Source organism: Pectobacterium sp. S5, from assembly GCF_051707265.1.
In the GTDB taxonomy this organism is placed as follows: domain Bacteria; phylum Pseudomonadota; class Gammaproteobacteria; order Enterobacterales; family Enterobacteriaceae; genus Pectobacterium; species Pectobacterium polare.
In genome coordinates, this window is sequence record NZ_JAULSZ010000002.1 from 1 (window position 1) to 26,225 (window position 26,225).

The following is a 26,225-nucleotide window of genomic DNA, read 5'->3' on the forward strand; positions in this document are numbered from 1 at the left end:
TGTGTATAAGAGACAGGCAAGAAGCCGTCGAGCTGAGAGAACTCGCCTTTTCTCTGACTAAGAAGGCGATCATGAAGGGAAAGCAGAAGATTTATTCCGAGTCAGATCTAGTTCACTACATGATTGAAAATGCGATAAAAAACATTGATATAGATGAAGATGGAAATCTGTACTTAAAATAACCGTAAACAAGTTGACAGACGAAAAGTGCGGGAAACCGCACTAAAGTTCGGGTGTCACTGAACCCCGAACCGCTTCGCGGTCAAAATGTATACAGGAGTTAAGGCGTGCGAAAATTATACGATTACATTTTAGATCTAAAAAGATACACAAGATTAGATACCAATATAAAGATAGCGGAATACTTAGATGTGAGTCGCCAATACATAACAACATTAAAATATGGCAAGTGTTGGCTAGCTAGTGATAAATGCCTAAAAGTTGCAGCTGCATTAGGCATTGATGCGGATGAAATTATATTAGCTATAAACGCCGAAAAAAGCGAAGACGACAACATTAAAAAAGAGTGGGAGAAACTCGTAAGTCGGAAAGCGAAAAAAATAAACATACCAGATAACTTCAAGCCAGACGGCTCTCCCCGCAGGAGAAAAAGTCATTAAAATCATCACATTAAACAACAACCCTGACGTTTGATCTTTTTAAAATTAAAGGATGTTAAAAATGAAAAGTGAGTATATCAAGATAGCTGAGTTTTATAAGATTCTGCGTGATTATTATATCAATACATTCCCTGAAAGGGTTTCTGATAAAATTGATCGCACAGCGACTTTTAAAAAGTTAGTTATTGATCATTTAAATAACAAATTCATTGATGCAAAAATTGAACCTGTTAATGGTGTGTATCAAATAACTGGATCTATAGTTGAGGCATATAAAAAAAGCGCACCACCGGAAGGGTCTACTGCCTATTTAATTGCTAAGTTATCTGAATCCGGAGAGATAAAAAAGCTATTAGCATCAGCTGCTAAAGATTTAGCAGATTTAGATTTTTGGCTAGGCGTCGAAGGTTATGTTAAGAACGGACTTGCATCCGAAAAACTATTCATGCAGAAAGAGTGGAGTTACTATTAAATCAATAGGTTAAGGAATATTGGTTCGCACAATGACGTTATGCTAAAGAGGCCGCTGCGGGATTCAATTTTCGCAGCGGCCTTTTCAACATAACGAGTCGTTATGCGAACCAATGGAGGCGCAGGCAGGAACTGGCCGTTCAACTGCGTAATCCCTCACATCCGTAAAACACTTTTTCCGGCATCAAAAATCCCACATGTGGCTGACAATCCGATATCGATAGATTTTCCCGCTCGGGCCAGCGAACGGCAGTAAAACTCTCCTAAAAATCTAAATTCTTTCTGGTAACTATAGCGTTCTAATTTACAATACTTGCTGACTTTGGTCGGATTATCAGTGTATTTTACAAGACAATATTCAACTTCTTTTTCTGAATACTTCTTTATTCTCTGTAAAAACTCGTCCCAATTATCCAATGTCAATAATATTGCGTTATCGCCAAATTCGCTTAGCATACGTTCTAAACTATTGGTTGTAACATCTGGGGAAGTCGTGATTATGTCCAGTGCATACCAACAATTCAACCAAGAATCTATCTCTCCAGATTTCCTAAAAATAACAGCATTGCAATTTTTAATGCTTAATTTATTTTCCCCAATTTTTTTACCTAACCCCATTTCAAACTTGATACCATCTTTTGGTTCATACCCGTTGTAATAACTATAGATGGCACTCTCACATCGATCCCCTACCCCTTCTTTATCCGATTTTCGATAATAAGCAGGCGTGTTACAGAAAACTTGTCCATCTAAAAATGCTTGTTTATATTCGGCTGTAGAGAAAAATTTCATTAGCACAAGATTCTGTTCACTTAAATTCATTATTATCTACCACCTCTTAGTGACGGCTTCGGCGAGCCACAGTTTATCATAAGTAAAAACCTGATAATCAAAGCACTACCGACTGAGAACGGTATCTATTCCAGATTGGCTCGACAACATTTCAGCCAGTGATTTCCGTCCTAATGCTCTGTTTGTCTCTGCCAACCACTTTTCGGCCATAGCTGCCTCCCCTCAAATAACTCTATGGCGCGTTGTGATACCAGTGTGGGATGAACTAACCGTTCCTCTGAGCAAATCCCACCCATAAACACTTAACGAAAGAAAAACCAAGCTGTATTAATAAGCCCGTTATCTACCTCAAAGACGGCAATACTTTCTATAGGTTCCGCTGAAAGCCCATGAATTAACTCATGGTCAAATACCTTATTGCCTAACACGGTGCGAGATACCAATTCCGCTCTCAGTTTTGGGTTGTTGAACCGGTTATTCACGTAAAACTCTCTCAACGCTTCTTTTCCTACCATCGATGGCGTTTCTGCCGGCATACGGTATGCTTTGAAATCTGGTGCAAAGCATGACACGAATGCATCGATGTCATGTTCGTTATAGGCCTTAAATTGTGCCGCTACGGCCGATTCTGGTGACATGGTTTCTCCCTACTATGTGTTTTTCTACTGTGCCTGAATAAATAAGTTGTGTGCCAATTATCAAGAAATCAGGGAGGCTCGCGGTACGATTTATCTGAGCCTCAGAGCGTTTTCCTCTACAATGTACTTTCCAGCCCGCTTATCAGGTTCATTCCCATGCAACGACTGACTCAGAAAGACATGACTGAAAGTGAACAACGTCAGCTTAAAACGTTACTCGATCAGGCACGAAAAAAACAGGACCGCACGCTGACCAACTCTGAGAGCAATCATATTAAAGATGATTACATCGATAAACTGATGAAGGAACGTGAAGCTGTAGCAAAACAGGCGAAGGCCGAGAAGAAGAAAAATAAGTTTAAACCTGATTCCTCAGCGACATATGAATGGTCAGCCAGTACAAATCTACGGGGCCGCCGCTAGCATTTACGTCAACGGTCGCTCGTGTTCCTTTCTTGGCTTGGCATTCATTACTGAAAAAGATGCCGAACGGCCGCAGTTCGCACGCTCTGACTTAACGCTTCCAGCGATGCAGAACGGATATTCCACCGGTGCCAGTACAGACGGATATCGATAGGGTTTCCGGCTTGAAACGGTACTAATTCGCCTTTTTCCGTATGAGATGATGCCATATGTTCCGGGATCATCCCCCACCCTAGCCCTCTGAGAATGGCACCGACAAAAGCCGCCGTTGAAGGAACGAATTGCTGCGGCGGTTCAATCGCCTCTGGAACCAGCGATGCTATAAATAAGGATTGTAATCTGTCCTTATTGTTAAATATCAGGAGCGGCGCTTTTTGCAAACTGTCCGCATTGATGCCATCCGCAAAGTACGTCTCGTGAAAAACCGGTGAGCAATAGGCGCGGTAACGCATCGTTCCTAAATATTCTACGCCACAGCCTTGAATCGGTTCCGAGCTGGCGCTGACCGCTGCCATGACCCGACCTTCACGCAGCAAGGTTGCCGAATGCTCCTGATCCTCGACGAGAATATCGAGCAAAATACTGGATTGGTGACAGGCATCGTCCATCGCATCCAGAAACCATCCATCTATTGAATCCGCATTCACCGCCACTGAAAGACTTTGTCTGGCCGGCATTTCAAGCGTGCTGAAAAGCTCACTCTCCAACATATCTATCTGTTCTGCGTGTCGAAGTAATGCTTGTCCCGTCAGCGTTGCTCGACACGGATTGCCCCTTACGATCAGTACCTGACCAAGCTGATCTTCTAACTGTTTGATACGCTGACTGATGGCAGACGGCGTGACGTGAAGTTTACGAGCCGCAATTTCAAAGCTGCCGCTACGGACAATCTCCATGAACGCTCTCAGACAGGGGTAATTCAAGTGCATGGTTATTTTTTCTTAACAATATCAGGATGATTTAATTTGCCTTAATTAAAGGATAGAGACAACGTTTACGAAGTGGTGAATGCCATATTCGGTATTGAAGAAAATTCAGGGGATGTGGAGCAACATCACGGAAGGATTGAAGATGTCACCCGGCAACCGTTAGGCCGCCGGGTGACAGCGTCACTTTATTATTTTAAGAGTGCATGAGGTGACACGTGCTGCTGTTCCAAACGAAAATGCTCTATCGCCTGCGCTAACGACATAGACTGATCTTCCAGCGAACTGGCAGCAGCCGACATCTGCTGTACCAGTGCGGAGTTTTGCTGCGTGACACCATCCATTTCATTGACGGCAATCGTGACCTGACTAATGCCTTTCGCCTGCTCATCCGATGCCGTGACGATCTCACCGATGATACTTTGCACCGAGCTGACGGCGTGTGTCATATCCTGCATGGTTTTACCGGCATCGTTCACCAGTTTAACGCCGCTTTCAACACGCTGGCTGGATTCCTCAATCAGTGCGGCAATCTCTTTCACCGCGCTGGCGCTACGCTGTGCCAGGCTGCGCACTTCCGATGCCACAACGGCGAATCCTCTTCCCTGCTCGCCCGCTCGTGCAGCCTCTACTGCGGCATTCAGCGCCAGAATGTTGGTCTGGAAAGCGATGCTGTTAATCATGGCGGTAATATCACCAATCTTCTTCGCACTCTCATCAATCTGCGACATCGTCTGAACCACCTGACTGACCAGCGATTCGCCGCGCTGAGCAATCTTCGTGGCATTCTCTGTCAGCGTCGTGGCCTGATGAGCATTGTTGGCATTGTGTTTCACCGTTGCGGTGATCTCTTCCATACTCGCCGCGGTTTGTTCCAGCGCAGCAGCCTGCTGCTCCGTACGCGATGCAAGGTTGAGGTTACCGCTGGCAATTTCCGCTGCGCCTTGTCGCACGGAATCACTGGCGTCTTTGATCTGTCCGACCACCTGACGCAGTTGTGACTGCATCGTATTCAGCGCGAAGAACAGGCTGTTACGATCGTTGGGTTGCACGTCAATCACATTACTCAGTCGACCTTCCGCAACAGCCAGCGCAATGGTGGCCGCTTCGCGTGGTTCGCCACCCAGTGGTTTGAGCACTTTACGGCTGAATACCCAGCCCAGCAGCGCGCTCACCAACAGGATACTGATCACCATCATGATGACGGCATTCATTAACTGGCGTTCAGAAGCCGCCATCACCTGGCTCACAGGGACAACAATGGCCAAATGCCATTTATCTGTGCTGTTGCCGATAGTAATGGGTTGCCAGGTAATCAGCGCCTCTTCACCCAAAATGGCATCGTCGTGTTGTACCACTGAAGACGTGAAATTGTCCGTCGGCCCTTGCCAGGCTTTGCTCGTCTGGGATTTATCAGGATAAGAGATGACTTTACTTTCACTGGATAGCAGCATCGCGTAGCCGCTGCCTTCCCAAGGCTTAATCTGGTTAACTTTTTGCTGTAATGACGCAAGGGAGATGTCTGAAGTCACGACGCCCCACAGTTTCCCCTGACTGACAATCGGTGCGGCGACTGACGTCAGCAGCGTTGGAACGCCGTTGTAAGCATAGGAATAGGGTTCGATGAGCGTATCTTTCTGGCTCTTTTGCGGCAGCAGATAGTAATCGCCTTGGCCGGGAGTCAGGAAGGACTGAAGGGGGTGCATCTTGTAATTGCCAGCCTGATCGCGGTCAACAAACCAGGCGTAGCGGCCTTTAGGTGCCTGACCTGGTTGATCGGCAAACTCGGCGTCACGACCGTCAAACACATTCTCTTCAAAAATGACTGAAATCGAGAGGTATTCTGGGTTATCCCGCAGGGCATATTCCGCCATTTTATCGACCACCGCACGGTCTTTAATGCCTGCGGCGGGCAATGCAGCCAGCCCTTGTCCGAGGTTATGCGCCACATCCCGGGCGTAGTTGAGTTCCTGTTGAATTCTTAATGCTTCACTTTGGGCTATCTGCTGTAAATAGCGTTCGGCCAGAGATTTTTGTTCTTCACTAGACTGCCAGCTGAGCACCCCAATGGTGACAGCGAAACCGAGTGCGATAGTTAATGCGCCAGTTAGCAGCACTTGAGCGCGGGTACTCATTGGTTTTTTTTGTATTAATTGTTTGGCCATTATGGCTCCCCTAGAGTTGATACTTATCGTAATCAACATTCCGTTGCAATGAGCTCCTACTATTTGTTTATCGGCGTCTTTTTTTTGAACTTTAGTTACACAGATGTGAACAAAAGAGTGGCATTGGGGAGCCTGTGGTCGTTGAGGTGTACTTGCCCTATTTCGCTGGGTTAATGGCGGCCTGATGGAGGATTCTGCTCCAGATTTTTGTGCATGTTAAAACCGGTGATTTGGAAGCCATTTTTTTCATATAACGCCTTGGCAATGGGGTTATTCGTGGCCACTCTCAGCCCGATTTCGCCAATATCTAACGCCGTGAGTGCTACGTCCATCGCAGCAAGTGAGGCTTTACCGAAACCACGGCCCCGCCACGCGGGCAGAAGGCAAAAATCAGAGACCCAGGCTGCGTTTTCTTTCAGAACGGCCCACAAGTAACCAATGATGACGCCTGCATTATCTGAGGAATGAATGCACCATAACTTATTGGCTCTCGTGTGAACGCCTTGCGGTAGCGCAATATCGATCGATTGCGTGGCGATCGCCCTCGCCTTTTCCGCATCATATCCCCGAGATTCTTGTAGATCCTGAGCATATTCAAGAATAAAAAACTGGCGATATTCGGGGTAATCCCCTTCGGCCATATCTGTTAAATTTACCATTGTGTTCACTTTCCCAGTTCGGAGTGATGACCAGTCTTGTTAATCGAGATTCATCACATCATTTATTATCAACGTAATTAATATCGTGGCACAGGTTGCGCGGCTCCGGTAACACAAAACGGAACCGCGCAGAAACGTCAGGATGGGGTTTCAGATGCCGTTTTGGCCGCACGTTCACGGGCGGCAGACGAGCATACAAAGGCCAGAATCACCATAACAAGCACCGGTAGCATGGCGATGCGTAACCCTGCAACCTCGCCCAGGAAGCCCAGTGCAGGCGGACCGACGAGAAAAGCAAAGTAGCCCAATGTTGCGGCAATCGTGACGCGAACGGCGCTATTTTCTCCGCTTCCTGCAGCGGAAATCGTGAGCGGGAAGCCCAGCGATGCGCCGATACCCCAGAAGATAACCGCAGCGGCGGCCAGCAACGGTGCATTAGAGAAAATGACCAGCGTCAGCCCAAGTGCGGCGGAGGCGGCACTGAAGCGGAGCATATTGACCTTGCCGAAGCGATCGACAAAGTACCCTCCGGCAAAACGCCCCAGCGTCATACCAGCAGTGAATCCGACATAAACCAGCGTCCCCGACGTGTGACCAAAGTTGTGACCATCGATCATCAATAGTGGCAACCAGTCGTTGGCAGAACCTTCGGCAAGCGCCATCGCAAGAATAACCACACCGAGAATCAGCAAGCGGCTGTCTTTAAGTTCGTTGAAGACCTGCGTCTTGTAGTCGCCTTTTTCCTCTTGCTCAGAACGGGCCAAATCGCTCAGCCACGGCATTTGGCGCATCAGCACAATCGCGGTGAATATCGACAGTGCTACGGCCACCACAAAATGCAGCGTAGTATTGATATCGAACGCCGTCATCGCCATCCCTGTCAGCGCGCCGACCAACGTTCCCAGGCTAAAAAAACCGTGCAGCGTGGTCATCAGGCTTTTATTCAGATGCTGTTCAAACGCCGCCCCTTCAATGTTGATGGCGATATCAACCAGGCCAACTCCTGCGCCGAAAATCAACAATCCCATAAAAGCGCTGGGCGTGCTTTGAATCGAAAGCGACGCAGCAAGCATGAGTAGCCCAAGCAGAAGCAGCAGGAATCCTCCGGCCATGGTTTTACGAATGCCGAGAACGTTAATGACTTTACCTGCCCCCAATACGCCGAGCATGGAACCACATGAAAAACCGAACAGAATCATGCCCATCGTTTCCGTTGAGGCATTCAGAACGTCACGTATAACGGGCGTTCGGGTCACCCAGGTTGCCCACGTAAAACCGGGGATGAACATCAGCCCGAACAGGGCAAATTTATTGATAGCGGGTTTTGTGGTCATGGTTCTCGTCGTCTTTATTTAAACCAATTCGTACATATGTACGAATAACTATCGCACGAATATGCACTACTTTGCACCTGTTTCATTAGGTTCTTTTTTAATGGGAAGATGCCTGACAAGATCGCGTCAGGCAGAATCAAGATGTCAGTTTGATTACCGTATTGAGGATGTCTTCACGGCTGACGGCTTCATTATTGAGATAGTTATGAATCGTATATCCTTCAATCATCGCATCCAGTGAACACGCGGTTGCGATACTGAAATGGAGGTGAAGCGATTTTCTGCTGCGCGTCATCCACTCCTGCAATATCAGCCGATACTCTTCTTTCCGTGATGCCAGCGCGTACAGTTCAAAACTTAACGTCAGATGACGCGGCGTTGCCCAGATGTCTCCACAGATCAGGTCAACTACCGCTTCGCGCGCGCTGTCGATATCCTTTGCCTGCTTGAGGCGAACACGGAATGCGTGTGAAATCCCATCGACCATATAAATGAACGCGCTGCTCAACAGCAATTCAATATTGCTGTAGCGATAGGTTAGCGTCCCCGGCGACAATCCGGCCTGCTGCGCTATTTTTCGGTAGGTTGCCCCTCTCACGCCGTGATCCAGTATGACTTCCAGCGCAGCCTCAAGAATTCTGCTTTGTGTATCTTTGCCATCATGCGTTGCATCGTGTGATGGTGACATCATCCTGTTTCCCCTTAGCTGGCGACCCTGACTGTCCTAACGTTTATAACAAAAAAAGCCGCCAGTGAGTGCGATCCCACTGGCGGCTTATGGTAAACGAAAAGCGGCCTAGCCTCTCAATTTACTGTGATATTCGCCTTTCAACGCGTTGATTTCAGCTAACACCGCTTTGGCTTCGTTCAGTTTACCGGCATCTGCCAGAGCCTGTGCGCTGTCCACTTTTTGCAAAATCTTATCCAGACCTTCCACATAGGCTTTTCTGTCTGGGCCATCGGCAGGCTGTTTGGCGAAATCAGGTGGAACCTGCGTTTTCGCGTGCTCGACGTGCTCACGGAATGCGCTCAACGCGGTTTTCAGCGCGGCAGCATCGTCCGCTTTCGTCGCGGCGGTATAGCTTTTCTGCATACCGCGCATGTCTTCCGACGTGCTAGCGTTTGCCAAAACAGGGGTCAGCAAACTACCGGCCAACAGCACAGAAAAACAGATCTTGGTCATTTTATTCATCTTGAACTCTCGCTTGTGTTCCACAGCACGACATACTCAGAGAATCTGACCACCACAAACCGGCCAGCCCAATATTGCTCTTGTTATATTGCGTCCTACGCCATAGCCCGCATCATGCAGCAATGACTATGCTAATTTTATGGTTATTATCGTAAAGATGTTAAATTATTTTTAATCGTTTCGTTATTTTTAATTGTATAAATGTAAAAAGGCTTACCGCGCGACGCCGGTAAGCCTTTTTATCAACACAATTTTTATCGGTAAAATGGGGGAAACAGCCTCAGTTTTGCAACTTGCTCTTAGTTCAGCTGCTGGTACTTAATTCAACTGATAGGCCAGCGTAATCTCGGCCTTGAGCACTTTGGACACTGGGCAGCCCGCTTTCGCTTTTTGGATGATGCTATCGAACGTGGCTTCATCAATACCCGGCAGTTTCACCGTACTGTGCAGCGCGATTTTGGTGATGGCGAACCCGCCATCAACTTTATCCAGCGACACATCCGCCGTGGTATCGATCGATTCAGGTGTATGCCCTTCTTCGCCTAACATCAGCGAGAGCGCCATAGAGAAACAGGCTGCATGCGCCGCACCTATCAGTTCTTCCGGGTTTGTGCCGGGTTTACCCTCAAAACGGGTATTGAAGCCGTAAGGCTGCTGTTGCAGTGCACCACTTTCCGTTGATACGGTGCCTTTTCCCTGCTTGATATCCCCTTCCCAATGCGCTTGTCCTTTCTTATGAATGGTCATGTTGTCCTGTCTCCTCTTCATCGTTCTAGATTAGCCATTGGCAGTTATCCGCGTTGACGCGAAATAATGTTGTCACCCTTTAAACCGTAGAACACATTCTGAATAAATCCAAATCGATTATTCACGCATATAACTATTTCACTCGATAGAAATAAACCCAGTGATATATTCACTGCTTTACTCTTTTAAGATAAAACCGATTTACCTATTTATACAAAACTCCTATTATCAATAGGCCAAAAAATGGATTTCCGTTTTGGTTTTTTATTTTACCACTCACCTATGTTATTAATCTTGAATCATATTGGATGTGAAACATGAATAAAATAACCTCATTAGCCTTGTCTGCATTATGCGTTATTCCCCTGATTAATACCGCCCACGCTCAGTGGGAACTGGACGACATCTGTTACGGCTACGCCACTGCGACGGGCTCTGGCTATCAGGGCGGTGCCCTTTTACTGGATCCGATCCCGCAGAACATGGAGATCACGGCATTAAATCGGAACCAGCTGGATTATCGTGGCGTGAAGGCGTCGCTGGCTGGGGCCTACCTGAAAGTGAATGGACCAAAAGGCAGTACGGTGGTTTATGTCACCGACCTCTATCCTGAAGGGGGCGATTGTGCACTGGATTTATCGTTTAACGCTTTTGAGAAAATAGGCGATTTGCGAGATGGGAAAATTAATATCGACTGGACGCTGATCGAAGCACCGGTAAAAGGCAACGTTATTTATCGTATAAAGGAAGGTTCAAACCCTTATTGGGCTGCGGTGCAATTCAGGAACGTAAAATATCCCGTTATTGAAATGAAATATATGCGTAATAACCAATGGATTGCTGCACAGAAAACCGATTATAACCACTTTATTGTTGAGCACGTTGGAATGAACGATATTCCCGTTGAATTTACCGACGTAAAAGGTAATGTCCTCAGCGATACGCTGCCGCCGATGTCACAAAGTACCTCATCCGCTTACCTGATCACGGGTAACGTCCAGCTTTAATTCTCACTGCCTTGAGGGAGGCTGATGTCGCGCAGCGTCCCTCGTTTCCGCAAATCATTACTGAAAGAGAAGGCCTCGTTTTTGTCAGCGTTTTCATCATATTATCTGGACGTCGTCGGCTGCACGTGCGTACACTTCCCGTTTCCCACTTTTTCTATTGCTCAAATATTTGTTAGTTTTATCACTTCTTTAAGCGTTTGATTCGCCATCATTCGCACTACAGTATACCCTGTCGCAGATTACACTCTATTTTCTGCTTTAGGCATCATTACAAAAGGTCTCTTTTGCGTGGCAAAATTATTTTTACGTAGTGGAAGTTTGGATGATTTTCTGGCGCTGGGTGAGAACGGGCAGCCGGTTTACGCATCAGCACTTCAATTGCGGGAAACGTTACGTCTCAGAAAACAGCAGCAGATTGCCGATTGCCTGGCGATTCCCCAACCCAACGAGCATGGCGACCGCATTGACTGGTATTCGCCGGTTGACGGTAAAGTCACCTCCTGGATTGCCGCGAGCGAAGAAGAACGAGAAAAGGCGCTGGCGTTACTGGAAACTCATCAAGCTGCGGTTGCCGACATCAGCCAGCGTGCGCAAAATGCAGAAAAAGCCGGGCAGAAACTTTTCGGTGTCCTGCTGGCAAAAGCGATACAGTTCCCTGGAGCGAACCACGTCTATCTGGTTGATGGCAAACCGGTCTTAACGTTCTGGGGCTTCGTCAATCTCGATAAGAAATCCCGTCTTGATGCATTGGACTGCCTGCGACCACTCATCAAGGAAGCGGAACCGCTTTTTGTTGCACCTGCCCCGGCAGCAAGCGCCCCAACATTACCGCTGGTTGAACCCGTTTCCGAGCCAGAACCCGAACCACAGCCTGTCAGCGTACCGGAAGCCGTCGAGCCAACGCCTGCGCCTGTCGCCGCTGCGGCAGTGCCTGCTCGCGCACCGTTCTTCCGCCTGTGGTGGCTGTTACCTGCCGCTGCGCTGTTAGCGATTTTGTCACTGCAAATACGTGGCTGCGTGTCAGGACAAGACGACAAGCCAACATCCGATTTAGCCTCGACGGTCAAGCCAGAAAAACGCGCCCTGCCTTCTTCTACTCCGGCTGAACCAGCACCACCGCAAGAAAGCACGCCTGTTCCACCTGCCGCAGAAAAAGAGGTCGTGAAAGCCGCTGAGCCATCAGTTGCTACGGCACCGGTTGCTGCTGCGCCTGTAGCAGATGCGGCCAAACCGGAAGCGCCGGCGGTCACGGAACCGAAAGAGCCTGCTGCACCGCCAGTTGAGCCCGTTGTCGAGCAAGTGCCAGCGATTCCTGCAGGCAAGGATGATTTAGTCATGCCAGCCGACGCGGTGAAAATTGGCTCCATCAAGTTCCTGAACGGTAACTGGCGCGTCATCGTTGATAGCAAAGCCCCGATTACCGGCAGGCCGCCTAGCCTGCGTTACCAGATTCAAAATGGTAAAGGTACCGCGCGCATCACTCATGGTGACGGTGTCACGTGTCGCGCCAATATTGAGGCAGGATTAATGAGTTCCGGCAATCTGATCATCAACAGTCGTTCCGGCGCCCGCTGTTCCGATAATTCTCGTTTCCAAATGCCAGAACTGGTCTGTAAACAAGGCGCATCCGGCACCGCGGCGGAGTGTATTGGTCGTTATGATGCAGACACCGTTTTCCCGATGACGATAAAGCGCGAGAGTAAATAATCATGCTGGCGACGATTACCGATTATAAACAACGCATTACGTTGATTCAGGACAGCGGAATTCAGTTTCTGGATTTTGCTTTAAAGCCGCAATTTTCGGCTGAACAACCTAACCGCTATGTGCGCAAAAGTGCTAACGGCCCCCTGCTGCACCTGCTGTACGATGAGCAGTCGGACAAATTCCTGCTGCCTTCTGCAACGGGTATGCCGCCGGAAGTCGTGAAACCGGAGTTAAGTGTTTCGCTTGAGCAATCGCTGAAGCTGCTAGAGAACATTTGGCTGCCGCTGCCCTTCTTCCGCTTTAACCCGCCGCGCACCTTCATGGGCGGGCCGGATAACTGGGCGCGGATGCAGATTCTTGCGTTGGATAAGCCCGATCAAGACGGCAATACGCACCGCATTTGTCTGGCGTTCGATACCAAAACCTACCCAGAAGGCCACGAGTACGAGTCGCTGGCACCGAATGCCAATGACATCAAAACTGGCGGGAACTTCGCACTGGCTTACCACAGCGATGAGCTAGGTGAATTCCTTGATGAAACCTGGGTCGACGGTTGGCTGCGCGAAGTTTTTGCCCAACAGGTCAAAAAACAGGAAAACCGTGACAGCCATGATGTGAAAGTGGCGCTCAGAGGCTTTGAGTATCAGGCACATTACCTGAATGTGTTGGATATGCTGGGCAACCAACTCGAAATACCAGAAATTCGCATCAATACCAGCACGCTGCAGGAACCCGCAGTCAACGTTGACCTGATTTTGGATGTCGGTAACTCGCACACCTGCGGCATTCTGGTTGAGGACCATGCGGACGAAAGCAACGGCCTGAAGCAGACCTATGAACTGCAGTTGCGCGATCTGAGTGAGCCACATTATCTGTACAACGAACTGTTTGAGAGCCGCGTCGAGTTCTCACAGGCGAAATTCGGTAAAGACAATTTCTCCGTGGAAAGCGGTCGTGATGACGCGTTCATCTGGCCGTCAATCACCCGCGTCGGACGCGAAGCCAGCCACATGGCGCTGCTGCGTCAGGGAACGGAAGGATCGAGCGGTATTTCCAGCCCGCGTCGCTATCTGTGGGATGAAGAAAGCTATGCGCCAGGCTGGCGTTTCAGCCAGACCGACGCACATTCACAGACTGAACCGTTAGCGACAGCCATGCCGCTGACCATCATGCTGAATGATGAAGGCCAGCCGCTCTATAACCAGCCGTTGGAAGAGCGCTTACCGGTGTTTTCACCGCACTACAGCCGCAGTTCGATCATGACATTCATGCTCTCCGAACTGCTGGCCCAAGCGCTGATGCAGATGAACAGCGCCGCTCAGCGGTTGAAGATGATCCACAGCAGCGCGCCGCGCCAGTTGCGAAATATCATTCTGACGTTGCCTTCCGCGATGCCGAAACCCGAGCGTGAAATTTTCCGCCGCCGCATGCATGAAGCGATCGCGCTGGTCTGGAAAGCGATGGACTGGCACCCGATGGATGAGGATTTCACCACGCCAGCCGACAAGCAGTTGAGCCGGGTTCCGGTGCCTGACGTGCAAATCGAATGGGATGAAGCCACATGCGGGCAGATGGTTTACCTGTATAACGAAGCGCAGGTGAACTTTGGCGGCCGTGCGGAAGATTTCTTCGCCAGCATGGCGCGCCCGGATAAAGAGCTCGACGAAGGTGAACCTGCTGGCAAAACGCTGCGCATTGCCTCAATCGACATCGGTGGCGGCACCACCGACCTCGCCATTACGCAATATCTGCTTGATGACGGCGTCGGCAACAACGTTAAAATCATTCCCCGCCTGCTATTCCGTGAAGGCTTTAAGGTCGCTGGCGACGATATTTTACTGGATGTGATCCAGCTTTATATCCTCCCTGCGCTACAAGCCGCGCTGAAAACCGCCGGAATGGCCAGCCCAGATGCGCTGATGGCGAAGCTGTTTGGCAATGAAGGCCGTATGGACGCACAGCTCACGCTGCGTCAACAGGTTACGTTGCAGGTCTTCATTCCGATTGGTCGCGCGATTCTGGAAGCCTATGAGCGCTTTGACCCACTGGATACCAGCGCCGAGATCGAATCCACCTTCGGCGAATTGCTGGAACAGGCACCAACGGAAAAAGTGCTGGAATACATCAATACGGAAGTGCAGCGCGAGCTGCCAGTCAGCGACAAGGTCTTCGATATTTTGCAGGTGCCGCTGATTCTTAAACTGAACAAGCTGCACGGCGAATTCCTGTCTAACAAAATGAACATCACGCAGAATCTGCGCCTGATGTCTGAAGTGGTATCGCTGTATTCGTGCGATGTGCTGCTGCTGACGGGTCGCCCTTCGCGCTTCCCAGGAATTCAGGCGCTGTTCCGCCACCTGCAGCCGCTGCCGATTAACCGGATGCTGTCGCTGGATGGTTATCACACCAACGACTGGTATCCGTTTAACAAGCGTGGGCGCATCGATAACCCGAAATCCACTGCCGCCGTCGGCGCGATGCTGTGCCTGCTGGCGCTCGATCTGCGTCTGCCGGGCTTTTACTTTAAGGTCGGTGATTTCCAGCCGTATTCTACAGTGCGCTACCTCGGCATGATGGACAGCAGCAACGCGCTGACGCTGGATAACGTTTACTACAGCGATATCGATCTGGATGCGCCGGATTTCGAGCTTGACCCGAAACTCAGTTTCCAGGTGCGTGGCTCACTCTGCCTCGGATTCCGCCAGTTGGACAACGAACGCTGGCCTGCATCCTCGCTCTATATGCTCTCAATTGTCGATCAGGATTTAGCGCGTAAAGTCGTCGGTGACAGTAAGCTGCGTGTCCGACTGGCCGTGACGAAAAGCGACGATCAAGACAGCCCCGAGCGCTTTGAGATTGCCGATGCGGTGCTGGAAGACGGCACTCGCGTTCCACCACATCATTTACGACTCAAATTGAACACATTATCCGCTAACGGCTCAGGTGCGACCCATTATTGGATCGATAGTGGGAGTGTATTTAAAAAATGAAACGATTAACGCCCAAACAGCTCTCTACCCGACTTCATGGCCAGCTACAGGCTGTCGCGCAAGGTGTTGAACAGGCCATCGACTGGGTTGACAGCACACGCCAGAACGCCCCGCGTCTGGATATCGAAGCTGACCGTCTTATCGTCAAACTGCGCCGTAATCACAATAAAGCACAGCACCTGTCTGATGTGGCGCAGAAAGAGATCGCCATCGGCTTTTTCGGCCTGTCTCAGGCGGGAAAATCCTACCTGATCACGTCACTTGCCGGCGGCGAAAACAGCAAGCTGGAAACCTCGTTTGAGGGGCAACAGCTGGATTTTATCGATCATATTAATCCGTCCGACCGGGCAACCGCGCTCGTTACGCGGTTTAGCCGACAGTCGGGCGTGAAGAACAAATCGTTCCCCGTTCAGCTGCAACTGCTCAGCGAGCTGGATATCGGCAAGATCATGGCCAACGCGTTTTTAAACGATCTCAATCAAGAGACCCCGTTTGAAGAGCTGGACGAGCGCCATATTGCCGAACACATTAAAACGCTGTTGATGCACCGTCAGCCAGAACCCGTTGAAGGGATGAGCCGCGATGAAGTCGTCGAACTCTGGGACTATCTCGCGCGTCACGATGTCAAACGGCAAAAACAGCTGGAAGCCCACTTCTGGCCGGTTGCGATTGAATTAGCGCCTTATCTCACCGTTGACGATCGTGCCCAACTCTTCTCCGTACTGTGGGGCGAGCTGAATTCGCTGACCACTGCATATCGTCATTTCAGCCACACGCTGCAACACCTGGCCGGTACGCGCAAGCTGTTAGCGCCGCTGCGGATACTGGTGGATGATGAGTTAAATCCGGCAGACGGTCTGATCGACGGTTCGGCGCTGGAACGCTTGCACAGCGCTGACGATCCCGGCGTGCTGGTGCGGCCGGTTCAGAATGGCCGTGCAGGGAAAACGACAGAGCTTTCGCTGGCTGAATTAACGATGCTGACGGCGGAATTGCTTATCCCACTGCATTTGCCGCCTAAAGAAGCGCTGTTCGAGCAGGTTGATGTGCTGGACTTCCCCGGCTTTGGTGAGATCCGCGAGACGCGGAACGAGCCACCAGCAAAACAGCAAAGCACACAGCATCCACTGGCGCACACGCTATTGCGGGCGAAACGCGCCTATCTGCTGGAGCGCTATACCGATAATCAGGAAATGAACGTACTGATGGTATGCAGCGCAGCGGGCAACCGCGCTGACGTTAAAGTGGTCGGCAAGGCGCTGGATCACTGGGTTAAACAGACGCAAGGCGAAAACGCACAGGTTCGTAGCCACCGTAAACCGGGGCTGATTTGGGCGGTCACCCGTCACGACCGCCGTATTACGCACGGGCAAAACTATGATGCCGCGGTACAACGCTATGTCGGTAATCCGGGCGACGCCTGGGGAACGATGCTGGCAATGGATAAACGCGGCGTAGCGCGGATGGCAACGTGGCTGGGCGCGGAAGTTCACCGGGATGTAAAACTGGGGCGTATCAGCGAACAGCTTAGCGAGATTCAACGTGAGCTCAGCGATAACCTGCTGGGTAACTGGTATCTGCCCGTTGATGTTGACGATCCGGCGGAAAAACAACGCATCGCAGAGACCTTGCTCAAATCGCTCCAGACCCGAACCGGCGTACACGGTGAACTGCTGGAGCGGTTGCTGCCTTCGCGTGATGAGCTGCGCCGTCTGTATCTGCAACAGAAAGGGGCAAGCTATGGTGGTTTCCACACCGATGCCGAAGACCTCTCCGCCCCGTCCGCTCATAGCGATCCGTTTGGTGTCGGGATCGAAATCGATCTGTTTGCCGATGAACCGATCGCTATCGATCAGCCTGCACCGCCTATTTTGACGATCGACCACAGCTATGAGGCGGACTACGCGCACGGCGTTTATCGTTACTGGATTAACTATCTGCGTGGCCTGCCGGAAAATGCCCCGCTTCTCGATTTGCTGAACGTGCCGAAAGCGACGATCGAAATGCTGGTTGAAGAATTGATTACCGGCAGCATCCGTTTGCGGATCGAAGAGGCACTGGTCGATATGCTGGTCGACGGCGAGCAATTGGGCATCAACCGCGAGAATAAGGCCGACCGTCAGGTTTCACGCGTGCTGACCATTCTCGGTGACTTCGTTGCCTGGCTCGGCTTCCAGCAGCTTGATGAATCTCTGCGCCCTGCCAGCCGCATTAATCGCGGTCATAAAATTTTCGCTAAACCCGAAAAGCAGGCCGTCAGCTTTGGTGCTTCCCAGCGCTTAACCAAGCTGTCGCTGACGCCGACCAACAATACAGCGTTTTATATCTATGACTGGCTGGTGGGTCTGAATGAGATGATCATCCAGAATGCAGGCTATTCCGCTGCGCGCGAAGTCAGTGATGAACAGCGTGAGCAGTTGGGCACAATTCTGACGTTGATTAAGCCTGTCGAGAAATAACACTCGCCCTATTGCTGTCGACCAAGGAAACATGGCGTGACGTTGTCACTACACTTTGCGTCATGTTTCCTTTTTTCTGCCATATCTTCCCTTCATCTGTGTTTATCACCCCTTCTCGTTCTGAAAAATCTTATTGACGAACGGTGGATTCAATCTATACCTAAGTTGATATCTTTCAATTAATAAGCGTTGACGTTCCTCTATCTGTTAGCCATTTCCACCGCGTGGGAATGGGTGACCTTAACAGGAGTGGTTATGACGATAGAAAAAGCGCGCGAGGAAGACGGCATCTCGGTAGAGAATGGCGAGTATGAACCTATTCTGCTGAAAATAAGGGCATTTTATCGAGAGCTAACAGCCGAGAGATTAACGGAGTTGGGTGGTATCTATCATCAGGATATCCACTTTATCGACCCTGTTTCCAGCCATCATGGGTTGAGTGCTTTGCATCGCTACTTTTCTCATTCACTCGACAATCTGAGCTACTGTCAGTTCGAGATCGTCGATATCCATACCTTCCGCGGCGGTGCGACGATGTTCTGGACGATGCACTATGCGCATCCGTCGTTAAAGAGTAACGCACCGCTGACGTTAGCAGGCTGTAGCCACCTGCTCTTCGCCGACAACAAAGTTATCTATCACCGTGATTATTACGACATGGGCGCGATGCTTTATCAGCATGTTCCCCTGCTTGGCTCGCTCATCAGCCACCTGAAGTCGAGACTTCAGACATGAACCGCGTGTTGATTACCGGGGCGAGTTCTGGGATCGGCCAGCAGTTGGCGCTGGATTATGCCAGAGACGGCTGGGACGTCCTCGCCTGCGGGCGCGATGAACAACGACTTAATGCATTAACTACCGCCTTCCCAACCATTCGCACGATAGCCTTTGATATGACGAACCTGGCAGATACGCAGCAGGCGTTGGACGGCGTCACGGTCGATCTGGTGATTCTCAGTGCGGGAACCTGTGAGTATCTGGATAACGGCGTCGTTGAAGCGGAAAAAGTCAGTCGGGTGCTGACAACCAACGTGATCGGCCCGGTGAACTGCCTGTCTGTGTTATTGCCACAGCTTGCCAACGGAAGCCATCTGGCGCTGGTGGGTTCAACTGCCAGCCTCATTGCGCTGCCGAGAGCGGAAGCCTATGGCGCGTCAAAGGCCGCGCTGGCCTACTTCGCCCGCAGCCTGTCGCTGGATTTGCAGGCTCGCAATATTACCGTGTCGCTGATCCTGCCCGGTTTTGTCGATACCCCGTTGACCGCACGTAATGACTTCCCGATGCCGATGCTAATTTCCGTGTCACACGCCTCGGAGGCTATTCGCCGTGGTCTGGCAAAGAAAAAACGTGAGATCGCTTTCCCTCTGCGCTTTGCGCTATTGCTCAAAGCGATTTCTATCCTCCCACAGTCATGGCAACGTCTGCTCGCCAGCCGGTTAGTAAGGTAAACAGTATGAAGATTGCCATTATTGGTAGCGGTATTTCTGGCTTAACCTGCGCACTCAGATTATCTGATCGCTTTCAAGTATCGGTGTTTGAAGCGAACGATTATCTGGGTGGCCACACGGCAACGGTCGATGTGGTTCAGGATGGCACGACCTACGCCATCGATACGGGATTTATTGTCTACAACGAGCGGACCTATCCCCATTTTATTGCGCTGCTGGATGAGCTGGGATTAACCGGTCAGCCCACCGAAATGAGCTTCTCGGTCAGTAATCCGGTTTCGGGTCTGGAATATAACGGCCATACGTTAAACACGCTGTTCGCCCAACGCGGTAACCTGCTCCGCCCCAGTTTCTATCGTTTCGTTGCGGAGATTGTGCGCTTTAACCGCGTGTGCAAGCGGTATCTTGCCAACGGCGATTATCAGGGGCTGACGCTAAGCCATTTGTTGCAGCAGGAAAAATTCTCGCCGTTCTTTGCCCAGCACTATCTTTTGCCGATGGGCGCGGCGATCTGGTCGTCGTCGCTTGAGGATATGCGGCATTTTCCTTTGTCGCTTTTCCTAATCTTCTTCAACCATCACGGGTTATTGGATTTGGTCAATCGCCCGCAGTGGATGGTGGTGCCCGGTGGTTCACGGGAATATGTACGGCGACTCGCAGAACGTATCCGCGATCGAGCGACGATCCACCTCCAGACCCCCGTCAGTCAGGTCATACGCGATGACGCGGGTGTTACGGTGCATACCGTCGATCAGACATATCGGTTCGATCAGGTGATTTTCGCCTGCCATTCCGATCAGGCACTGGCGCTGCTGGCAACGAGTACGCCCGACGAGCAGCGAATTCTCGGCGGCATGCACTATCAGCCGAACCACGTGATCCTGCATACCGATACTCGGCTTCTGCCCCATAATCAGCGAGCCTGGGCAAGTTGGAATTACCGTCTGCCGGTCGATCAGGCATTGAGCCGCGCGCGGGCCTCTGTGACCTATAACATGAACATCCTGCAAGGTATTCGTTCATCCACCACCTTCTGTGTCTCGCTGAATCCCCAGCAGGATATCGACCCGAATAAAATACTGCACCACGCGATTTATCATCACCCAGTGTTTACTCAACAGACGACCGAGTACCAGCAGCAGCGTGAACGTATTAATGGGCACAACCGCAGCTGGTTTTGTGGTGCCTATTGGTACAACGGTTTTCATGAAGATGGCGTCAGAAGCGCGCTGGATGTCGTCAACCAGCTCCATCAGAGTGTGCAAGATGAATAGCGCTTTATATGTTGGCAAGGTTCGCCATCGACGCTTCACGCCCATCACGCATCGTTTCGACTATGCGTTATTCATGACGTTAATCGATTTAGATGAGATTCCCGCTTTGCCGCATGTCGGCATTGCGCTGGAGCGCTTTTCCCCTGCGTCATTTTGTCGCGGCGATTACCTCGGCGGTGGCGATATCAAAACCAAAGCGCAGGATCGGATTGCGGAACTAACCGGAGAACGCCTCACCGGGAAAGTGCTACTGCTGTGTCAGCTACGCTATCTGGGCTGCTATTTCAATCCAGTCAATTTCTATTATTTGTACGATGAGCATAACGAACTACGCTGGTTATTGGCGGAAGTGCGTAATACCCCCTGGAACGAACGTCATACTTATGCCGTCGTCCCCGATGGTTCTACGCCGATTTCCAAAGCGTTTCATGTATCGCCTTTTAACCCGATGGACATGGTGTATCACTGGCGTCTCACGCCGCCCGAAGCGCGTCTGCGGATCCACATCGAGAACCACCGGCAAGGACGCGAGTTTGACGCGACGCTGGTGCTGCATCGTCAGCCGCTTACTCGTGCCGCCCTGCGCGCTCAGCTTTGGTCTCTGCCGTTAATGACGATGAAAACCGCCTGCACCATATATTGGCAGGCTTTGAAACTGTGGATTAAACGCTCGCCCGTTTATCCTCATCCGCAGTCTGGAAAGAAGGACAACTCATGAGTTCAACGGAAACACAGTTGGTGCGTCACCCGAGCAATACCGCTCGCTATACTCGGGCCAGAAAAGTGGTCTTTCTTCTGCTTAGTCGGATAGAAGGCGGAGGGTTGCGCCTTCGCGAACCAGAAGGCAGCGAAACGTTATTCGGCGATCGGCACGCCACACTGCAAGGTGACATCACGATACATAACCCCCGTGTTTATCGCCGCGTCTTGCTAGGTGGAAGTATCGCTGCGGGTGAAAGCTATATCGATGGCGACTGGAGCTCAAGCAACCTCACGCTCGTTCTCCAGCTTTTAGCGCAGAATCAGGCGCTAGTCGATACGCTTGAAACGCGCTTTGGCTGGCTGACGGGGCCATTTCATCGTTTCATCCACTGGTGCCGCCGTAACCGTCCACAGCAGGCACAGAAAAATATTGCCGCCCATTACGATCTGGGCAACCATTTTTACCGCAGCTTTCTCGATAGCGAGATGCTCTACTCCAGCGCCTGGTATCAGCAACCCGAGATGACGTTGGAAGACGCACAGCGCGCCAAGCTGCGTCGCCTCTGCGAACAGTTGGCACTCTGTGAAACGGATCATTTACTGGAAATTGGCACCGGCTGGGGAGGATTAGCCGAGCTGGCCGCGCGTGAATATGGCTGTCATGTCACCACGACTACACTGTCGCAACAGCAGTATGACTACGCGGTTGAGCGCATTCAGCTAGCAGGTCTGAGCCATAAAGTGACGGTGCTGCTACAGGATTACCGCGCGTTGACCGGTCAGTATGACAAGCTGGTGTCGGTCGAAATGATCGAGGCGGTCGGAAAAGCGTATTTGCCCACCTTCTTCAAGCGTTGCCAGCAACTGCTGCGTCCACAAGGTCGCATGGTGCTTCAGGCAATCACCATTGCTGACCAGCGCTACAGCCACTACAGCCGCAATGTCGATTTTATCCAACGCTATATTTTCCCTGGCGGTTTTCTACCCTCGATAACCGCGATGACCACCACCATGACGCGGCATACTGATTTTATCACCCGCGACCTGTTCGATATCGGTCAGGACTATGCCCGTACCCTTAGCGAATGGCGGCAACGCTTTTATCAGCAGTGGCATATGCTGAGTGCTCAGGGATTTGATGAACCGTTCCAACGTCTGTGGGTGTTTTACCTTTGCTATTGCGAAGCGGGCTTTCGCGCACGCACGATCAGCACGGTACAGCTCACCGCAGAAAGGCCATGAGCAAAAAGTATGGTGTTCGATCCTTTACACTCAAATCCTAAGAGGCAAAAGACAATGAAACTGAAGGCACTTATCCTGACAGGCGTGTTCTTTTCCTGTTCCACCTTCGCGGCAGACACCACGGTGACGCTAAATGAAGCGCTGCCAACGGGAGCGGGAAACAGCATCGGGGAGATATCTATTACGGAAACGCCATACGGCCTGCTTTTTACGCCGAACCTGAAGGGATTGGAAGCGGGGATTCACGGGTTCCATGTGCATGAAAATGCCAGCTGTGAACCTGCAGAGCAAGACGGTAAGTCGGTTCCCGCACTGGCGGCAGGTGGCCATCTCGATCCGAAAAAAACCGGTAAACACCTTGGGCCTTATAACGATCAGGGGCATTTGGGCGACCTGCCCGGTCTGGTCGTGAATGCGGATGGCACATCAACCTATCCGATTCTGGCTCCTCGGATAAAATCGCTGTCTGAAGTAAAAAATCACGCGCTGATGGTTCACGCCGGCGGAGATAACTACGCTGACATGCCAGCAAAACTGGGCGGTGGCGGCGCCAGAATGGCGTGTGGTGTGATCAAGTAAAGCGTAGCGTTCGAGAAATGCGATGCCATATCGTTTTTGACATGGCATCGCACATTAACAGCGGTAGTTAGCGGATAGCACGTTTTAATATACGGTTAGCGCCGTTCAGGAAATCATCAGCAACCTTATTCACTTCTCCGTTACCGTAATCCAGTTTTTGCAGACTGCTCGTCCACAGCTGAACCAGCTCCTGATTTTCCATAAACGGTGAAACGGGCACCTTAGACGCAGGTTGCTCCGCTGCCGCCCGATAGGCATTCGCTAACAGATTACCGGGGTTGATCACACCGATATCTTCCAGCAGTTTTTGCGCTTTCGGGTTAGCAGGCATCCCGTTTTGCAATCCTAATGCCTTCACACCTTCCGGGTTACTCAGCATGAAACTCATCAGCATCGCTGCCTCTTTAGGATGCTTACTGTTCTTGCTGATGGCGAACAGCGAAGACGGTTTGGTGGTCAGCCCTGAATCTTTGGCATTGGGCATGGTGAGGAACGGCCCAGTTTCCAGCACCGCATCCTTCGGCATATTGCTGGAATAGGTATAGATGGCCGAATCCCATAAATACATCCCAGCTAATTCACCGTTAATCCAGGGACGAATTTCATAGACGTTGGTGCGGCCGAACGAGGAGAAATAGCGCTGATCGGGTATCACATGGGAATCAACCAGCTTTTTATAAAAGCCGAAGAGTTCCCGTACCTGATCGCGGCTATAGGCAATGCTCTGCTTTTTCTCATCGATCATATCAATGCCGTATTTCTGTGCCATGTAACTACGGCCGAGCGTCAAAATATCCAGCACATCGCTTGAACCTTGAGCAACGCCAAGCGGGTAATAATTGTCGCCCAGTTTTTGTTTAAACACCGGACCGGCGGCAAACAGCTCATCCCAGGTTTGCGGATAGGCGACGCCGGCTTTATCCCAGGTGGTTTTGTTGTAAATCATGCTACGTGACGTCATCGAAATCGGGAGACCTTGCAGTTTCCCTTTTACGTCCGCCGTTTTCAGGGCGTTAGGCGAAAAATCTCCCAACCCCAAAATATCTTTTTGCTTATTCAAATCATAAAAGCCGTCGCCATTGCGTGAAAACTGCGGCAGCCAGTTCCAGTCAATACGCATGACATCAGGTTCTTGTCCACCCGCCATCTGGGTTGATAAGCGGGAGAGATAGCCGTCCCAGCCAGCATATTCGGCTTTGACGGTAATCGTCGGATTGGCTTTTTGGAACGCATTAATAGCAGCGAGCGTCGCCTCATGCCGCTGATTGCCACCCCACCAGGAGATACGGATCTCGGCGGCGTCAGCAGAGTGAGAAAATGCCGCGCCCACGGGAAGCGCAGCACAGAGCAGGAGTAGGTGAGATAATTTGTTCCGTGTTTTCGCCATAATAAAACCCTTATAATAGTATTCGGAGGTTTCCACCTGCCTGCCGGTATGCAGACAGACAGGTACTACGGATGCGGAAGCGTTTGCTGGTAGTCTGATTAATTCCCTCTTTTCAGGTTAACGGCCAGTTCGCTTATTTTCACTGGCAGTTCGGTGCGTAATGATCGATTGGCAGCGATGCCAGTTAAAATAGACATTGCCCCATCACGATAATCTGCTGCGCGATGTAATGGATCGGGTTCCGGTGTACCAAACAGATCGTTTAACATGACCTGATCGCCGCCGCCGTGTCCGCCCGCTTTAAATTCAACCGGTACGACATAAGGCTCGTCAAACATCGGATAGATCTTTATTTCACATTCATTCAGCGCACCTTCATCCTCTTTTTGTCCGCCTCCGTTTACATAAGATTTTTCTACCAGTTTCATTTCTAACCGGCCCTTGCTGCCATTAAACACCACGTTCAGCCCTTCCCAGGGCAAATAGGCGTTTAATGAGTACGTCATGATGGCTTTGCTCTTATAGCGCACCATCACACCTAACACATCTTCAATATTAATACCGTCATCGAACACGCTTTTATCGCGGTAATAGCCATCTTCATGTTCGGCGTCTAAATATAAGGCGGTCAGCTGTTCACTTTTATTCATATGCAGTGCAAACGGATCGTTTTCTGCCGCAGCGCTATTATGTGACCGGGAATAAAATTCTGTGACACCGCGCGCTTCAGCATTCGCTTTACCGTAAAAACGTAAATCGCCCTGCGCATAGACCGTTTCCGGTTCGCTATTCAGCCAGAAATTCACCAGATCAAAATGGTGCGTGGATTTGTGTACCAACAGCCCGCCGCTATTGCGTTTGTCACGGTGCCAGCGACGGAAATAATCCGCACCGTGCTCGGTATTCAGCAGCCACTCAAAGTGAACGGAATAGACTTCGCCAATCACGCCAGCAGCAATTAATTCACGGACTTTACTGTGATGCGGAGCGTAGCGGTAATTAAAGGTCACGCGCAATTTACGGCCAGTGCGGTTAATCGCATCGATAATCGCCTGACATTTTTCTTCATCAATCGTCATCGGCTTTTCACTGATGACATCACAGCCTAATTCCATTGCCCGGATAATATAGTGATGATGCGTCCGATCCAGAGACGTCACAATAACCACATCCGGCTTGGTTTCCGCGATCATCTGCTCAAACTGTTCGGCACGGTATGTCGGCACATTATCGTGTCCATACTTATGGATAATCTGGTTGGCGTAATTCATTCGCGTCTGGTTGGTATCGCAAAAAGCAACAAACTGTCCCTGATCCTGATAATCCCTGGCGATCGACTCCAGATAAAGGCCCGCGCGGCCTCCCGTTCCCACTACGGCATATTTTTTTTTCATTCTGCGCATTTCCTCCAAATAACGTAGGACACATAGCTATTCGTACAGCCTTTGCCATAAAAAAATAGA

At 50.6% G+C, this 26,225-nt stretch carries 25 protein-coding genes; 14 read left to right on the forward strand and 11 right to left on the reverse strand.

Annotated elements, in window-relative coordinates:
* From QWJ20_RS09640 to QWJ20_RS09650, 3 genes are all read left to right on the forward strand, one after another.
* On the forward strand, nucleotides 1–182 hold a 182-nt coding region (locus QWJ20_RS09640), incomplete at its 5' end, for a hypothetical protein (RefSeq protein ID WP_433992405.1).
* Between the two features lie 105 nt (nucleotides 183–287).
* The gene (locus tag QWJ20_RS09645) at nucleotides 288–620 is read left to right on the forward strand and encodes a hypothetical protein (RefSeq protein ID WP_433992406.1); all 333 of its coding nucleotides are present in this window, start codon (nucleotides 288–290) and stop codon (nucleotides 618–620) included.
* 61 nt (nucleotides 621–681) lie between these two features.
* Nucleotides 682–1,092 carry a hypothetical protein gene (locus QWJ20_RS09650; RefSeq protein WP_433992407.1) on the forward strand — a complete coding sequence of 137 codons (411 nt, stop codon included), beginning with the start codon at nucleotides 682–684 and terminating at the stop codon, nucleotides 1,090–1,092.
* A 155-nt stretch (nucleotides 1,093–1,247) separates the two neighbouring features.
* Here the strand turns inward: QWJ20_RS09650 and QWJ20_RS09655 are convergent, their stop codons facing one another.
* Both QWJ20_RS09655 and QWJ20_RS09660 read right to left on the reverse strand, forming a co-directional pair.
* Complete coding sequence (locus QWJ20_RS09655) at nucleotides 1,248–1,913, reverse strand: hypothetical protein (RefSeq protein ID WP_433992408.1); 666 nt, start codon at nucleotides 1,911–1,913, stop codon at nucleotides 1,248–1,250.
* 272 nt (nucleotides 1,914–2,185) lie between these two features.
* Nucleotides 2,186–2,521 (reverse strand): nuclear transport factor 2 family protein, encoded by a 336-nt coding sequence (locus QWJ20_RS09660; RefSeq protein WP_095699483.1) that lies wholly within the window; start codon nucleotides 2,519–2,521, stop codon nucleotides 2,186–2,188.
* Between the two features lie 156 nt (nucleotides 2,522–2,677).
* Between QWJ20_RS09660 and QWJ20_RS09665 the strand changes: the two genes are divergently transcribed.
* Nucleotides 2,678–2,944 carry a DUF3811 domain-containing protein gene (locus tag QWJ20_RS09665; RefSeq protein ID WP_095994565.1) on the forward strand — a complete coding sequence of 89 codons (267 nt, stop codon included), beginning with the start codon at nucleotides 2,678–2,680 and terminating at the stop codon, nucleotides 2,942–2,944.
* A gap of 47 nt (nucleotides 2,945–2,991) precedes the next feature.
* Here QWJ20_RS09665 and QWJ20_RS09670 read toward each other — a convergent pair whose 3' ends face one another.
* The 7 genes from QWJ20_RS09670 to QWJ20_RS09700 form a co-directional block, all read right to left on the reverse strand.
* On the reverse strand, nucleotides 2,992–3,873 hold the full coding sequence (locus QWJ20_RS09670) for an HTH-type transcriptional regulator ArgP (RefSeq protein WP_433992409.1): 882 nt from the start codon (nucleotides 3,871–3,873) through the stop codon (nucleotides 2,992–2,994).
* A gap of 188 nt (nucleotides 3,874–4,061) precedes the next feature.
* On the reverse strand, nucleotides 4,062–6,035 hold the full coding sequence (locus QWJ20_RS09675; protein ID WP_095699485.1) for a methyl-accepting chemotaxis protein: 1,974 nt from the start codon (nucleotides 6,033–6,035) through the stop codon (nucleotides 4,062–4,064).
* Between the two features lie 170 nt (nucleotides 6,036–6,205).
* Nucleotides 6,206–6,694: a GNAT family N-acetyltransferase gene (locus tag QWJ20_RS09680; protein WP_349719829.1), complete on the reverse strand. Its 489-nt coding sequence runs from the start codon at nucleotides 6,692–6,694 to the stop codon at nucleotides 6,206–6,208.
* A 137-nt stretch (nucleotides 6,695–6,831) separates the two neighbouring features.
* Nucleotides 6,832–8,028 carry an MFS transporter gene (locus tag QWJ20_RS09685; protein WP_095994569.1) on the reverse strand — a complete coding sequence of 399 codons (1,197 nt, stop codon included), beginning with the start codon at nucleotides 8,026–8,028 and terminating at the stop codon, nucleotides 6,832–6,834.
* A gap of 136 nt (nucleotides 8,029–8,164) precedes the next feature.
* On the reverse strand, nucleotides 8,165–8,719 hold the full coding sequence (locus tag QWJ20_RS09690) for a TetR/AcrR family transcriptional regulator (RefSeq protein ID WP_109411035.1): 555 nt from the start codon (nucleotides 8,717–8,719) through the stop codon (nucleotides 8,165–8,167).
* A 105-nt stretch (nucleotides 8,720–8,824) separates the two neighbouring features.
* Complete coding sequence (locus QWJ20_RS09695) at nucleotides 8,825–9,220, reverse strand: cytochrome b562 (protein WP_249681922.1); 396 nt, start codon at nucleotides 9,218–9,220, stop codon at nucleotides 8,825–8,827.
* A 318-nt stretch (nucleotides 9,221–9,538) separates the two neighbouring features.
* Complete coding sequence (locus QWJ20_RS09700; RefSeq protein ID WP_349719831.1) at nucleotides 9,539–9,967, reverse strand: OsmC family protein; 429 nt, start codon at nucleotides 9,965–9,967, stop codon at nucleotides 9,539–9,541.
* A 317-nt stretch (nucleotides 9,968–10,284) separates the two neighbouring features.
* On the opposite strand from QWJ20_RS09700, the gene QWJ20_RS09705 reads away from it, so the two are divergent.
* The 10 genes from QWJ20_RS09705 (at nucleotide 10,285) to sodC (ending at nucleotide 23,375) form a co-directional block, all read left to right on the forward strand.
* The gene (locus QWJ20_RS09705) at nucleotides 10,285–10,974 is read left to right on the forward strand and encodes an expansin EXLX1 family cellulose-binding protein (RefSeq protein WP_095699491.1); all 690 of its coding nucleotides are present in this window, start codon (nucleotides 10,285–10,287) and stop codon (nucleotides 10,972–10,974) included.
* Nucleotides 10,975–11,262: 288 nt separating this feature from the next.
* Nucleotides 11,263–12,681, forward strand: a complete 1,419-nt coding sequence (locus QWJ20_RS09710; RefSeq protein ID WP_433992410.1) for an SrfA family protein — start codon at nucleotides 11,263–11,265, stop codon at nucleotides 12,679–12,681.
* A gap of 2 nt (nucleotides 12,682–12,683) precedes the next feature.
* A complete protein-coding gene (locus QWJ20_RS09715) occupies nucleotides 12,684–15,671 on the forward strand; it encodes a virulence factor SrfB (protein WP_127156437.1) in 2,988 nt (995 codons plus the stop codon).
* Nucleotides 15,668–18,130 (forward strand): putative virulence factor, encoded by a 2,463-nt coding sequence (locus QWJ20_RS09720; RefSeq protein ID WP_433992411.1) that lies wholly within the window; start codon nucleotides 15,668–15,670, stop codon nucleotides 18,128–18,130. The genes QWJ20_RS09715 and QWJ20_RS09720 overlap by 4 nt, the downstream gene beginning before the upstream one ends.
* A 255-nt stretch (nucleotides 18,131–18,385) precedes the next feature.
* On the forward strand, nucleotides 18,386–18,865 hold the full coding sequence (locus QWJ20_RS09725; RefSeq protein ID WP_433992412.1) for a nuclear transport factor 2 family protein: 480 nt from the start codon (nucleotides 18,386–18,388) through the stop codon (nucleotides 18,863–18,865).
* Nucleotides 18,862–19,578, forward strand: coding sequence for an SDR family NAD(P)-dependent oxidoreductase (locus tag QWJ20_RS09730; protein ID WP_433992413.1), 717 nt, complete (start codon nucleotides 18,862–18,864; stop codon nucleotides 19,576–19,578). Before QWJ20_RS09725 ends, QWJ20_RS09730 begins: the two co-directional genes overlap by 4 nt.
* Before the next feature lie 5 nt (nucleotides 19,579–19,583).
* Complete coding sequence (locus QWJ20_RS09735) at nucleotides 19,584–20,852, forward strand: NAD(P)/FAD-dependent oxidoreductase (protein ID WP_174868388.1); 1,269 nt, start codon at nucleotides 19,584–19,586, stop codon at nucleotides 20,850–20,852.
* A complete protein-coding gene (locus QWJ20_RS09740; RefSeq protein ID WP_433992414.1) occupies nucleotides 20,845–21,570 on the forward strand; it encodes a DUF1365 domain-containing protein in 726 nt (241 codons plus the stop codon). Before QWJ20_RS09735 ends, QWJ20_RS09740 begins: the two co-directional genes overlap by 8 nt.
* Complete coding sequence (locus QWJ20_RS09745; RefSeq protein WP_433992415.1) at nucleotides 21,567–22,796, forward strand: class I SAM-dependent methyltransferase; 1,230 nt, start codon at nucleotides 21,567–21,569, stop codon at nucleotides 22,794–22,796. Before QWJ20_RS09740 ends, QWJ20_RS09745 begins: the two co-directional genes overlap by 4 nt.
* A 54-nt stretch (nucleotides 22,797–22,850) precedes the next feature.
* Nucleotides 22,851–23,375, forward strand: coding sequence for a superoxide dismutase family protein (sodC, locus tag QWJ20_RS09750; protein ID WP_095699502.1), 525 nt, complete (start codon nucleotides 22,851–22,853; stop codon nucleotides 23,373–23,375).
* Nucleotides 23,376–23,442: 67 nt separating this feature from the next.
* Here sodC and QWJ20_RS09755 read toward each other — a convergent pair whose 3' ends face one another.
* Together QWJ20_RS09755 and QWJ20_RS09760 are read right to left on the reverse strand one after the other, a co-directional pair.
* A complete protein-coding gene (locus tag QWJ20_RS09755) occupies nucleotides 23,443–24,762 on the reverse strand; it encodes an ABC transporter substrate-binding protein (protein WP_095994579.1) in 1,320 nt (439 codons plus the stop codon).
* A gap of 98 nt (nucleotides 24,763–24,860) precedes the next feature.
* Nucleotides 24,861–26,156 carry a Gfo/Idh/MocA family oxidoreductase gene (locus tag QWJ20_RS09760; protein WP_433992416.1) on the reverse strand — a complete coding sequence of 432 codons (1,296 nt, stop codon included), beginning with the start codon at nucleotides 26,154–26,156 and terminating at the stop codon, nucleotides 24,861–24,863.
* Nucleotides 26,157–26,225: the final 69 nt, after the last annotated feature.